The sequence below is a fragment of the Cytobacillus oceanisediminis genome, from assembly GCF_003182355.1.
Taxonomy (GTDB): Bacteria; Bacillota; Bacilli; order Bacillales; family Cytobacillaceae; genus Cytobacillus; species Cytobacillus oceanisediminis_A.
Genome location: NZ_QGTW01000017.1, coordinates 1 through 12,621 on the forward strand (window position 1 = coordinate 1; position 12,621 = coordinate 12,621).

The window sequence follows — 12,621 nt, forward strand, 5'->3', positions numbered from 1 at the left end:
GTAGGGGTCACCATTTTGGAGGATTAGCTCAGCTGGGAGAGCATCTGCCTTACAAGCAGAGGGTCGGCGGTTCGATCCCGTCATCCTCCACCATACAACTTGCCGGTGTAGCTCAATTGGTAGAGCAACTGACTTGTAATCAGTAGGTTGGGGGTTCAAGTCCTCTCGCCGGCACCAGTTTTATTGCTTCGTTGTTTAAACACCAGCGGAAAATCCCGAAGGGATTTGGAGCATGCAATAGAAGTTTAAAGCACTACTCAATATTCGGAGGGGTAGCGAAGTGGCTAAACGCGGCGGACTGTAAATCCGCTCCTTCGGGTTCGGCAGTTCGAATCTGCCCCCCTCCACCATTTATTTTTAATAAAAACAACAAAACTGGACAAGCTATAAATGTCCTTTTTATTTTGTTAATTATTGGGCTATAGCCAAGCGGTAAGGCACCGGACTTTGACTCCGTCACTCGCAGGTTCGAATCCTGCTAGCCCAGCCATTTTTATGAGCCATTAGCTCAGTCGGTAGAGCAGATTGCAGCATCTCAGTCATTCTTCGTCGAATAGCAATCTGTGACAAAGCACGCAGGGCTTTGGAACATCTGACTTAGCAGTATTAAGATTTAGGAAATATTATTATTTCGAGCCATTAGCTCAGTCGGTAGAGCATCTGACTTTTAATCAGAGGGTCGAAGGTTCGAGTCCTTCATGGCTCATTTTTAGTAATAACACAGACCTTGGGAATCGATTCCTGAAGGTCATATTTTCGAATAAAAAGGTTTGCGGAAGTAGTTCAGTGGTAGAACATCACCTTGCCAAGGTGGGGGTCGCGGGTTCGAATCCCGTCTTCCGCTCCAAAATGGGGCCTTAGCTCAGCTGGGAGAGCGCCTGCTTTGCACGCAGGAGGTCAGCGGTTCGATCCCGCTAGGCTCCACCATCATACATATAACTAATCCTTAAGCCATCATGGTTTAAGGATTTTTTGTTTTTACAACTTAGATATATAACTGACGATAGGCTTTCTAGATCAAGAGCTAAAACCCATTAGCTCGGGAACTAACGCCTAAAACTCAAATGTGGCACGTAAAATCGGACAACGTGGTTCATATGTAAAAAGTGAAGCATAAACAGCAGAAAAGTAGTTCATAAATTAGAAAAGTGATGCATAAAAGAAAATCTAAGAAAGATTAGCAGGAAAATTGAAATAGAATTTACCCAGTTTTCGGAAAGACTCGAGGCTACAGCCATAGTTTATTATCTCTTTTCGGTAGTTTATTTGTTATTTTCAGCAATTTGTTAGGTAATTGCTGGGAATGTTCGCTAAATTTCATGGTTTATTAGCCATTTTCTCTTATTTGTTTTCAAATTTCACAATTGAACCTCACAAACAAAGTGAAGAGCAATATAAATGCTCTCCCATATACTGTTTTTCTCCCTTACTAACCGCATATATATACACGATTTTGTCGAGTTGAGTCATATGTTTGAAAGCGGTTAAAATAATAGTATAAAGGGAAAGGGAGGACACAGATTATGAAAAGACAGAAATTATCGATAATTGGAATGCCGATGGATTTAGGGCAGATGAGACGCGGTGTAGATATGGGGCCAAGCGCCATCCGCTACGCTGGCGTGAATGAAAGGTTAAAGGGTTTATTTGAAGAAATCCATGACCAGGGTGATATAGCAATTGGAAGACCGGAAGTACAGGTTGATCCGGAATCCAATCTTAGAAACTTGGATTTAATTGCTGAAAAGACAGAAAAGCTGGCTGAAGAAGTAGATAAGGCTATAGAGGCAGGATCTTTCCCATTAGTGCTTGGCGGTGACCACAGCATTGCCATTGGAACATTGGCAGGTGTATCCAAGCATTACAAGAATCTGGGGGTTATCTGGTATGATGCCCATGGAGATTTAAATACAGCTGAAACCTCGCCATCCGGAAACATTCATGGGATGCCTCTTGCAGTCAGCCTTGGAATCGGTCATTCGTTATTAACCAATGTCGGCGGTTATGGGCCAAAGGTTAAGCCGGAGAACATTGTCATTATTGGTGCGAGGTCTTTAGATGAAGGGGAAAGAGAGCTAATTAAAGAAAACGGCATTAAAGTTTATACAATGCATGAAATTGATCGTCTCGGTATGACAAAGGTCATGGAAGAGTCTATTACATATTTAAAAGAGCGCAATACGGATGGCGTCCACCTGTCATTAGATCTTGATGGGCTTGATCCGCATGATGCACCAGGGGTTGGAACACCGGTAATTGGCGGAATCAGCTACCGTGAAAGCCACCTGGCAATGGAAATGCTTGCAGAGGCTCAAATTATCACATCGGCAGAATTTGTGGAAGTCAACCCAATTCTGGATGATAAAAATAAAACGGCTACTGTAGCAGTAGCGCTTATGGGTTCATTGTTTGGAGAGAAGCTTCTTTAAGAGCATCATAAAAAATGAGCAGAACCGATATGAGTTCTGCTCATTTTTTTGATGTGAGTATATAGTATTTATTAAGAAGTCGATCGAGTTTAATGCTAGTTTCTACAACCCGGTGGTTAGTAAATGAAGTAACTGCTGCTAACTTTACCATTTCCGACCGGCAATCCTCAATATCTCTTAATAAGTCATTGACACACACCGTAACCAACCCTTTTCCAAAATTTTAGTACTTTTATACCCCTGAAAAAATTTTTTTAAACCAGAAGAAGTAAATATTTGTTAATATAGAAAATGAATGTTTTTTATAAAAAAATGAAACCTTTTCCGCTATCGATTCGTAATATCGATTAGCCGCAGTGGAGCGGAGGTAAAAAAATGGAGACAGTCGTAAAGAAAAGGATTAAGCAAGTATTAAAAGGCGACCAGGATGCTTATGCTGATGTAGTTGAAATATATAAAGATAAGGTTTTTCAAATTTGTTACAGAATGCTGGGGAACAGGCATGAAGCGGAAGATATAGCACAAGAAGCCTTTTTAAGGGCCTATGTCAATATCAGCAGCTTTAATATTGAATTGAAGTTTTCTACTTGGCTATATCGGATTGCCACTAATCTCTGTATAGACAGAATTAGGAAAAAGAAGCCGGATTATTATCTGGATGCAGAGGTCGCAGGAACAGATGGGCTTAATATGTATTCTCAAATTGCTTCGGATACAAGGCTGCCAGAAGACGATGTGGAAAGCTTGGAGCTGCAGGAGACCATTCAAAGGGAGATATCCAAGCTGCCTGAAAAATACCGGTCGGTTATTGTACTGAAGTATATTGAAGAGTTATCGTTAAATGAGATCAGTGAAACGCTGGATCTACCTTTGGGGACGGTAAAAACCCGAATACACCGGGGCCGGGAAGCACTTAGAAATCAATTACGATATGTTTAGTAAAGAGGGTGAGAACTTTGAAATGTCCAGCAGAAATTATTCTTTATATGCATGAGTATTTAGATGAAGAGATCTCAGCCAAACATGAAAAGGAATTAAGGGCACATCTGCAAAGCTGCGAAGAGTGCCAAAATCATTTCCATGAATTGAAAAAGACGATAGCTTTAGTCCAAAGCACTTCACATATACAGGCACCAGATAATTTTACAGCAAATGTTATGGCGAAACTTCCTAAGGAAAAGCGCAAGGTTGGTGTTCAGCGATGGTTTAGGCAGCATCCGCTTTTAACCGCAGCATCCTTATTTCTTGTTTTAATGATGGGCAGCCTCATTTCTTCTTGGGATCAGGACCACCAGTTATCAGTTTCTAAACAGCCAAATCTGGTGGTGGAAAATGATAAGGTTATCGTTCCGGAAGGAGAAGTTGTAAAAGGTGATGTCGTTGTGAAAAATGGAACTTTGGAAATTCAAGGTCAGGTAGAAGGAAATGTTACTGTCATTAATGGGGAGCAGTATATGGCTTCTGCAGGAAAGGTAACGGGAGAAATAGAAGAGGTTAATGCCATTTTTGAATGGATATGGTACCACATTAAAAAGGCATCAAAGGATATTGTGAGTGTCTTTGACAATGATGAAGCCGAGAAAGAAAAATAGTAAATAAAAGAAATGAATCCCTGCTCTAGAGCAGGGATTATTAATATATCAGCGCAATCAAATTTTCCAGCTATTATGCGTTGTCTCAAAATTGGAATTAGGTTTAAATATGATATAATATGAAAGTTACATATATAAACCATAGCTTAAACAAAAAGCTTATTGCTTTTGAAATATATATTTGGAGGAAGGACAATGTCGTTTGCAGATTTCTCTATTTTGAAATTGTTGGCTAATACAATAGACATTCTCCTTGTTTGGTACGTCATCTATAAACTTATAATGATTGTCAAAGGAACGAAGGCTGTCCAATTGCTAAAGGGGATATTTGTCATTATCCTTGTTAAAGTGGCGAGCGACAAGTTCCACCTGCAAACGTTAGGATGGATGATGGAACAAGTGCTTCTCTGGGGATTTCTAGCCATCATAATTATTTTCCAGCCGGAGTTAAGAAGAGCGCTGGAACAATTGGGAAGAGGGAGATTCTTCTCAAGGAGCGGAAATCAGGAGGAGGAGGATCAGGAGAAACTGGTAGAGTCTATTGCCAAGGCTGTAGATTACATGGCTAAACGCCGCATTGGCGCACTTATTTCGGTTGAACGGGAAACAGGGATGGGGGATTATATTGAAACGGGCATACAGCTTGATTCGAAAATTTCATCCGAGCTTCTCATTAATATATTTATTCCAAACACCCCGCTGCATGATGGAGCTGTCATCATCCAAAAAAATTGTGTCGCAGCTGCAGCCTGTTACTTGCCGCTTTCGGAGAGCCCATTTATCTCAAAAGAGCTAGGCACCAGACATAGGGCAGCTTTAGGTATTAGTGAAGTAACCGATAGTATTACAATTGTTGTTTCTGAGGAAACGGGAAGTGTTTCTCTAACAAAGAACGGTGAACTGCATCGTGATTTAAAATCGGATACTTTTAAAGATATGCTTTCGAATGAATTGCTGGCTCAATATAAAATAAAGCAGACTTCTTCAGGTCGTTGGAACTGGAGGGGAAAAAAGAATGGATAAGTTCATTGATAAACTTGTCGATACGCGCTGGTTTATGAAGATTGTCGCCTTGATATTGGCGCTCTTTCTATTTGATTCTGTATATGATGCTGATAAAGAGTTAAAGAATGTAAATGTTCCTGGTCAAAAGGATTCCGAAATTATTGCGGATGTGCCGGTAAAAAGTTATTATGATACCGAAAATCTGGTGGTTACAGGGATACCGGATACAGTCGATTTGACCGTCACTGGTCCAAAAAGCCATCTGCAGCCGGCTAAAACACAAAGAAACTTTGAAGTTTATGTGGATTTATCGGATGCAGAAGTAGGAAATCAAAGAGTTGAAATAAAAATAAGGGATATCTCCGACAAGCTTAACGTTTCAATTGATCCGCAATATGCAGATGTCACCATACATGAGAAAGTGACACAAGAGTTTAGAGTGGATGCAGAATTTAATAAAAACTTGCTTGGAGAAGGCTATACATCCGAAGCAGCGGTTGCAGAACCCAATACAGTCAAAATTACCGGAGCAAAAGAGGTTATTGATCGAATTAGCTTTGTCAAAGCAACCCTTGATTTAAAAGGGCCTATTACAGAGACAATAACAGAGGAAGCAACGGTGAGGGTGCTGGACCGTGAGATGAATAAACTTGATGTTATCGTGGAACCGCAAGTGATTCGGGTAACCGTACCAGTTCAGCAGTTAAGCAAAACGGTTCCCATTACAATCGTCCGGCAAGGGAGTCCGCAAGATGGAGTAACTATTAATTCTATTGAGCTTGATGTAAAAGAGGCTGTCATTACCGGACGTGAAGATGTTCTAAATGAGACAGAAAGTGTAAGAGTGGAAGTGGATGTAAGCCGGATACAAGAAGATACTGTGCTTACTGTCCCGGTTATCATTCCGGATGGCATTTCAGGGGCCGACCCGAAAACGGTCAAGGCTAATATAGATGTAAGCATAGCGGAAGATGCAGAAGAAGAGGAAACTGCGGAAGAACAAGAACCGGCAGAACAAACGCAAGGACAAGCAACGGAGGAAACAAAAACATTTTCAAACCTCCCGATCAATTTAGCAGGGTTATCCGAAGAGTTTGATGCTGTCCTTAAAAATCCGGCTTCCGGAAGGACAAGTATAACGGTTTCCGGAAAGAGCAGCGTGGTTCAGGAGCTTAGTGCCGAGGATTTTAGTGTTTATCTGGATTTGGCCGACCTTGGCGAGGGGGACCATGAAGTAAATATAAATGTCGACGGGCCCGCGGAGGTAGATTCAAAGCCTGCAGCAGGAAAAGCGTTAATATCTATCACGAAAAAAGAAGAGGCTTAATTAACGGGCAGTGATCTCAACCTCCAAATGAATGGATTCAAGGATTAAGGAGGTCCCTGCGGACAATTCAATTGTCCGTAAAAGCCCGATTGGTTCAACTAACCACTAGTGGGGAAAAAGTCCCCTGCTAATGAAAGTTTCACTTTAATAGTAAGAAGGAGCGATTAGAAAAATGGGTAAATATTTCGGTACAGATGGAGTACGCGGAGTTGCAAATAGCGAATTAACACCGGAACTGGCCTTTAAACTGGGCCGTTTCGGAGGGTACGTATTGACGAAAGACCATGATCGTCCAAAGGTATTAATTGGGCGTGACACCCGCATATCCGGCCATATGCTGGAAGGCGCACTTGTAGCGGGACTGTTGTCAATTGGCGCAGAAGTGATGCGTCTCGGAGTTATTTCCACTCCGGGAGTTGCGTATTTAACCAAAGCTCTTGGTGCTGAAGCCGGGGTTATGATTTCTGCTTCCCATAATCCGGTTGAGGATAACGGGATTAAATTCTTTGGTCCGGACGGATTCAAGCTTTCCGATGATCAGGAAGCAGAGATTGAGGAATTAATGGATATGGCGGAGGACCAGCTGCCAAGACCGGTTGGAGAAAATCTCGGCCAAGTTAATGATTATTTTGAAGGCGGACAGAAATACCTTCAATATCTTAAGCAGACGGTAGACGAGGATTTCTCAGGCATACATATTGCACTGGATTGTGCACATGGTGCAACTTCACCGCTTGCCACACACTTGTTTGCTGATCTTGATGCGGACTTATCCATGATGGGGGCTTCTCCTAACGGATTAAATATCAATGCAGGTGTAGGCTCGACTCATCCTGAAGCGCTTGCTGCATTTGTGAAGGAAAAAGAAGCAGATGTAGGCTTGGCTTTTGATGGAGACGGCGACCGTCTGATTGCCATTGATGAGAATGGAGATATTGTGGATGGCGATCAAATTATGTATATCTGTGGAAAATACATGAAAGAACAAGGCAGGCTAAAGCATAATACAGTTGTTTCGACTGTTATGAGCAATCTTGGTTTCTATAAAGGACTTGAATCAAATGGCATCCAAAGCGTTCAGACTGCTGTAGGTGACCGCTATGTTGTAGAAGAAATGAAGAAGAATGGCTATAACCTTGGTGGTGAACAGTCAGGACATATTATTTTCCTAGACTATATTACGACGGGCGACGGCCTTCTGACAGGTCTTCAGCTTGTAAATATTATGAAAGTAACAAAGAAGCCATTATCCGAGCTTGCAAAGGAAATGAAAAAATTCCCGCAAAAGCTTGTAAACATCCGCGTGACAGATAAGCATCACGTAACGGATAATGAGAAAGTTAAAGAAGTGATCTCACAGGTTGAGGAAGAAATGAATGGAAATGGCCGAATTCTTGTCCGTCCTTCCGGTACAGAGCCGCTTGTACGAGTGATGGCAGAAGCTCCAACAGGTGAACTATGTTCATCTTATGTAGAGCGCATTTCTGCTGTTGTAGAGAGTGAAATGGGATTAAAAGAATAGGAGCACAATTAATATGCATAAGGGAACTCCTGAACTCCCTTATGCATATTTTTATATATGGGAGTTTACACCTTTTCCATTTAGGGAATCCCCATATTGCTGCCTCTATGAAGTTATCTGTTGACGGAAGTCTGACTTTGATGTATGATAATCCTGTTTTTGTATTTAAGAATACAAAATGTCCTCATTCAAGAAGAGAAAGGTGGATAGTGAAAATAAATATTTTTAAAAGCGCCTGAACTGATCCTGGACGTAAAGGATTAGTTGACGAGGAGGAGGTTTATCGAATGTTCGGCGGATGCCTCCCGGTTGAAAGCACAACCGACAATTTCTTCTTTAAAACATTTGGGCAACTGAATGGACAAAGAGAAGGGAATGCTAAATAGAAAAGCAAAAGCGCCTTTTGAACAAGGGCAGCTTGTTCCTGAGAGGTAAACTAAGGAGAATTCCTTAGCGCTTGGTGCTGGAGCTATAATAAATCAATTACAGAGATAAGGGGCAAGACTGCCCCGAAAAGGCTTCTTGCCCCTTCATTTTAGGAGGAAGAGAAGTATGTGTGGTATCGTTGGATATATTGGAAATCAGGATACGAAAGAAATTTTATTAAAAGGCTTGGAAAAGCTTGAATATAGAGGTTATGACTCAGCAGGAATCGCTGTTATGAACGACAATGGCGTTCAGGTTTTCAAAGAAAAAGGCCGTATTGCCGATTTGCGCAACATTGTTGACGAAGGTGTAATGGCAAACACAGGGATTGGACATACTCGCTGGGCTACTCACGGAGTGCCAAGCACGGTAAATGCCCACCCCCATCAAAGTACTTCCGGCCGTTTTACGCTTGTTCATAATGGCGTAATTGAAAACTATGACATCTTAAAGCGCGAATACTTGCAGGGAGTTACTCTTAAAAGTGATACAGATACGGAAATCATCGTTCAGCTTATTGATTTGTTCGTAAACGAAGGATCAACTACTGAAGAGGCGTTCCGCAAAACGCTTACACTTTTAAAAGGCTCTTACGCTCTTGCCCTTTTAGATGAACAAAACAATGAAACGATCTTTGTTGCGAAAAACAAAAGCCCGCTTTTAGTCGGGTTAGGCGAAACATTTAATGTTGTAGCGTCTGACGCAATGGCAATGCTTCAAGTTACAGATCAATACGTTGAACTAATGGATAAAGAAATCGTTATTGTCACAAAGAATGAAGTCAAGATTCAGAATCTGAATGGTGATGACATCAGCCGTGACCCATACACTGCTGAGCTGGATGCCAGTGATATTGAAAAAGGAACGTATCCTCACTATATGCTAAAAGAAATCGATGAGCAGCCTTTAGTGATGCGCAAAATCATTCAGAAGTACCAAAATGACCGGGGCGATCTAACAATCGACCAGGAAATTGTAGATGCGATGAATGATGCTGACCGCATTTATATCATTGCGGCTGGTACTTCTTATCATGCAGGTCTTGTTGGAAAGCAGTTTATTGAAAAAATAGCGAAGATTCCAGTTGAGGTCCACATTTCTAGTGAATTTGGCTATAATATGCCATTGCTTTCAGAAAAGCCGCTATTCATCTTTATTTCCCAGAGCGGTGAAACAGCAGACAGCCGTGCCGTGCTTGTTAATGTGAAGGAAATGGGCCATAAGGCATTAACGATTACGAACGTTCCAGGTTCAACTTTATCCCGTGAAGCAGATTACACTTTATTACTGCATGCAGGCCCTGAAATTGCTGTTGCTTCTACAAAAGCTTATACAGCCCAGATTGCTGTTCTATCTATTCTTGCAGAAGTTACTGCAAAGAGCCGCGGTCTTGAATTAGACTTTAACCTTATTCAGGAGCTGGGAATTGTAGCAAATGCAATGGAAGTTCTTTGCGATGCGAAGGAAGAATTTGAGGAAATCTCACGCAAATTCCTTTCAACGACGCGCAACGCTTTCTTTATTGGCCGCGGAATCGATTTCTATGTTGGCCTAGAAGGTGCGCTTAAGCTGAAAGAAATCTCTTATATTCAAGCTGAAGGCTTTGCCGGCGGAGAATTGAAGCATGGAACAATCGCTTTAATCGAGAACGGTACGCCAATCATCGCCTTGGCAACTCAAGAAAGTGTTAACTTAAGCATTCGCGGAAACGTAAAAGAAGTAGTTGCCCGCGGAGCAAATCCTTGCATCATTTCCATGAAGGGGCTGGAAACGGAAGAAGACAGCTTCATCATCCCGGAAGTGAATGAATTATTAACACCTCTTATCTCTGTTATACCATTACAATTAATTTCTTACTTTGCGGCGCTGCATCGCGAATGTGACGTAGATAAGCCACGTAACCTGGCTAAGTCGGTTACAGTGGAGTAAGCCGAAATACAATAATAAACTACATTAACTTGACTTTAAAAAAGAAAACTGTTCCTTAGGGAGCAGTTTTCTTTTTTAGCGTTTTTTAATACCAAAATAGAACTTTAATATTGTTGGCTTAGTTTAATAATTATCCAAGAAAAAAAGAACGGACATTGCCGGGCAAGAAAAATAGAGGCGAAAATATAACCCTTTGTAAACCGTCTGTTTTTAAAAGAGTTAAGAGCATAAATAGGGTTCAAGAACCTAACAGAATAAACACCATTCTATTGAGAAACAATAAATTTGTCATTGATGCTGCGACAAAATTAGTTATCAACTTTGTTGAGTTTGATGGTATTGTACCTTAGGATAATTAAGTACTATACATCTGAAGGGGATGAGTGTAAATGGCTCAATCTAATATAAAAGTAGCTGTTCAGAAGTTCGGTAATTTTCTTAGCTCTATGGTCATGCCGAATATTTCTGCTTTCATTGCTTGGGGGTTAATTACAGCTTTATTTATACCAACTGGCTTCTTTCCAAATGAAAGCCTTGCCAAAATGGTAGATCCGATGGTGACCTACTTGCTTCCATTATTAATCGGGTATACAGGAGGTAAGCTGGTGCATGAGCAGCGTGGAGCTGTTGTCGGTGCCATCGCGACGATGGGGGTCATTGCCGGCGCAGATATCCCTATGTTCCTTGGCGCCATGATTATTGGTCCGCTTGGCGGATGGGTAATCAAGAAATTTGACCAGATGGTTGAAGGGAAAGTACGGGCAGGATTTGAAATGCTGGTTAACAATTTCTCAGCGGGAATTCTTGGTGCAATAATCGCCATCCTTGCATTCTTGGGCGTTGGCCCTGTCATTGATACCTTTACTGGATGGCTTGTTGCTGGTGTTGACTGGCTGGTTGGAACAGGCCTGCTGCCATTGACGAGCATACTGATTGAACCTGCAAAAGTGCTGTTCTTAAATAATGCTATCAACCATGGTGTTCTTTCACCTATTGGTGTTGAACAGGTAAAAGAAACCGGACAGTCCATTCTGTTTCTTCTTGAAGCAAACCCTGGTCCTGGTATCGGTGTCCTGCTTGCCTATATGTTTTTCGGCAAGGGAAATGCAAAGAAATCTGCCCCGGGTGCTGGAATCATCCACTTTTTCGGCGGTATTCACGAGATTTACTTCCCGTATATTCTTATGCGCCCGATGCTGATTTTGGCGGTTATCCTTGGCGGAATGAGCGGTGTTTTCACGTTGGTTCTGTTAGGCGGAGGATTATTTGCTCCATCATCACCTGGAAGCATTATTGCGATTACTGCAGTAACGCCACACCATGCAAGTGCGTATTTAGCTAACTTTGCTGGTGTGCTTGTGGCTGGTGCTGTATCCTTCATCGTTTCTTCCTTTATTTTAAAAACAGGGAAGCAGGGTGAAGAGGATATTGAAGCAGCTGCACAAAAAATGCAGGAAATGAAAGGCAAGAAAAGCTCCGTGTCAAATGTATTTGCGGGAGATCAGGGAGCTATGCCTGACAATGTTCAAAAAATCTATTTTGCCTGTGATGCCGGAATGGGCTCAAGTGCCATGGGAGCATCCCTTCTTCGTAAAAAGGTGAAGGAAGCTGGAATGGATATTGCTGTCACGAATACAGCAATAAGCAATCTTCCAGCGGATGCCCAGATTGTCATTACACAGGAAGAATTGACTCCGAGAGCGCGTAATAAAGTGCCAAACGCTTATCATATTTCTGTCGATAACTTCCTTTCAAGTCCGGAGTACGATAAGTTAATCAGTGAATTGCAGTTCCCGGCGAATTCCGAGCTTCATGAAATCGTTGAAGATGCTGAAGACAATGTTCCTGATAATCAGGACCAGGAAATGGCGCATGAAGATGATTTGCTTCGTCCGGAAAATGTATTTTTGAATAAGCAGTTTGCTAATAAGGAAGATGCCATTCGATTTACCGGAAGAGCTCTGGTAAACGCAGGTTATGTTGATGAGAGCTATATCGAAGCGATGATTGAACGTGATAATATTACGTCAACTTATATGGGAAATGATGTTGCAATCCCGCATGGGACGGAAGAAGCAAAAAAAGCTGTCATCAAATCAGGTTTTACAGTGGTTCAGGTGCCTGATGGCGTTGATTTTGATGGCCAGAAGGTACGCTTGATTTTCGGTATTGCGGGGAAAGATGGTACGCATCTTGAAATATTATCCGGAATTGCTGTAACATGCTCGGATATGGAAAATATCGAAAAGATGGTAGAGGCTGATACAGCACAGACTATTATCGATATCATTGGCAAGAAATAAATTAGTTTCAATAGTGAATAGAAAAGCGTATTTCTTCGCTTTTCTATTCATTGTTTTCTCTTCACTTCACTCAGGAATGAGATGATCC

The 12,621-nt window shown here is 41.7% G+C and carries 9 protein-coding genes and 7 tRNA genes; 15 read left to right on the forward strand and 1 reads right to left on the reverse strand.

What is annotated here, in order from left to right; all coding sequences use genetic code 11:
* Window positions 1–17 precede the first annotated feature (17 nt).
* The 8 genes from DFO73_RS23850 to rocF all read left to right on the forward strand — a co-directional run bounded on the left by DFO73_RS23850 (window position 18) and on the right by rocF (window position 2,429).
* Window positions 18–93 (forward strand) — tRNA-Val (locus tag DFO73_RS23850).
* A gap of 8 nt (window positions 94–101) precedes the next feature.
* A tRNA-Thr gene (locus DFO73_RS23855) sits at window positions 102–177 on the forward strand.
* 89 nt (window positions 178–266) lie between these two features.
* Window positions 267–350, forward strand: a tRNA-Tyr gene (locus DFO73_RS23860).
* A gap of 65 nt (window positions 351–415) precedes the next feature.
* A tRNA-Gln gene (locus DFO73_RS23865) sits at window positions 416–490 on the forward strand.
* A 143-nt stretch (window positions 491–633) separates the two neighbouring features.
* Window positions 634–706: transfer RNA gene (locus tag DFO73_RS23870), tRNA-Lys, on the forward strand.
* Window positions 707–772: 66 nt separating this feature from the next.
* Window positions 773–847: transfer RNA gene (locus tag DFO73_RS23875), tRNA-Gly, on the forward strand.
* A 4-nt stretch (window positions 848–851) separates the two neighbouring features.
* Window positions 852–927: transfer RNA gene (locus DFO73_RS23880), tRNA-Ala, on the forward strand.
* Window positions 928–1,523: 596 nt separating this feature from the next.
* Window positions 1,524–2,429, forward strand: coding sequence for an arginase (gene rocF / locus DFO73_RS23885; protein WP_110067201.1), 906 nt, complete (start codon window positions 1,524–1,526; stop codon window positions 2,427–2,429).
* A 40-nt stretch (window positions 2,430–2,469) separates the two neighbouring features.
* Here the strand turns inward: rocF and DFO73_RS23890 are convergent, their stop codons facing one another.
* Window positions 2,470–2,628, reverse strand: a complete 159-nt coding sequence (locus DFO73_RS23890; RefSeq protein WP_110067202.1) for an aspartyl-phosphate phosphatase Spo0E family protein — start codon at window positions 2,626–2,628, stop codon at window positions 2,470–2,472.
* A 176-nt stretch (window positions 2,629–2,804) separates the two neighbouring features.
* On the opposite strand from DFO73_RS23890, the gene sigW reads away from it, so the two are divergent.
* The 7 genes from sigW (at window position 2,805) to DFO73_RS23925 (ending at window position 12,533) form a co-directional block, all read left to right on the forward strand.
* Entirely contained in the window at window positions 2,805–3,368 is a 564-nt protein-coding gene (gene sigW, locus DFO73_RS23895) for an RNA polymerase sigma factor SigW (protein WP_110067203.1), read from the forward strand.
* 17 nt (window positions 3,369–3,385) lie between these two features.
* Window positions 3,386–4,021 (forward strand): anti-sigma factor family protein, encoded by a 636-nt coding sequence (locus DFO73_RS23900; RefSeq protein WP_110067204.1) that lies wholly within the window; start codon window positions 3,386–3,388, stop codon window positions 4,019–4,021.
* Window positions 4,022–4,216: 195 nt separating this feature from the next.
* Window positions 4,217–5,044, forward strand: a complete 828-nt coding sequence (cdaA, locus tag DFO73_RS23905) for a diadenylate cyclase CdaA (protein ID WP_110067205.1) — start codon at window positions 4,217–4,219, stop codon at window positions 5,042–5,044.
* Window positions 5,037–6,353, forward strand: coding sequence for a CdaR family protein (locus tag DFO73_RS23910; protein ID WP_110067206.1), 1,317 nt, complete (start codon window positions 5,037–5,039; stop codon window positions 6,351–6,353). The genes cdaA and DFO73_RS23910 overlap by 8 nt, the downstream gene beginning before the upstream one ends.
* A gap of 172 nt (window positions 6,354–6,525) precedes the next feature.
* Window positions 6,526–7,875 carry a phosphoglucosamine mutase gene (gene glmM, locus DFO73_RS23915; RefSeq protein ID WP_110067207.1) on the forward strand — a complete coding sequence of 450 codons (1,350 nt, stop codon included), beginning with the start codon at window positions 6,526–6,528 and terminating at the stop codon, window positions 7,873–7,875.
* 552 nt (window positions 7,876–8,427) lie between these two features.
* On the forward strand, window positions 8,428–10,230 hold the full coding sequence (gene glmS / locus DFO73_RS23920; protein WP_110067208.1) for a glutamine--fructose-6-phosphate transaminase (isomerizing): 1,803 nt from the start codon (window positions 8,428–8,430) through the stop codon (window positions 10,228–10,230).
* 389 nt (window positions 10,231–10,619) lie between these two features.
* Window positions 10,620–12,533 (forward strand): PTS mannitol transporter subunit IICBA, encoded by a 1,914-nt coding sequence (locus DFO73_RS23925; protein ID WP_110067209.1) that lies wholly within the window; start codon window positions 10,620–10,622, stop codon window positions 12,531–12,533.
* Window positions 12,534–12,621: the final 88 nt, after the last annotated feature.

Bases quoted from the DNA above. Each gene is read 5' to 3' on its own strand.
- rocF (WP_110067201.1), top strand. From the start codon at position 1,524: ATGAAAAGACAGAAATTATCGATAATTGGAATGCCGATGGATTTAGGG.
- sigW (WP_110067203.1), top strand. From the start codon at position 2,805: ATGGAGACAGTCGTAAAGAAAAGGATTAAGCAAGTATTAAAAGGCGAC.
- cdaA (WP_110067205.1), top strand. From the start codon at position 4,217: ATGTCGTTTGCAGATTTCTCTATTTTGAAATTGTTGGCTAATACAATA.
- DFO73_RS23910 (WP_110067206.1), top strand. From the start codon at position 5,037: ATGGATAAGTTCATTGATAAACTTGTCGATACGCGCTGGTTTATGAAG.
- glmM (WP_110067207.1), top strand. From the start codon at position 6,526: ATGGGTAAATATTTCGGTACAGATGGAGTACGCGGAGTTGCAAATAGC.
- glmS (WP_110067208.1), top strand. From the start codon at position 8,428: ATGTGTGGTATCGTTGGATATATTGGAAATCAGGATACGAAAGAAATT.
- DFO73_RS23925 (WP_110067209.1), top strand. From the start codon at position 10,620: ATGGCTCAATCTAATATAAAAGTAGCTGTTCAGAAGTTCGGTAATTTT.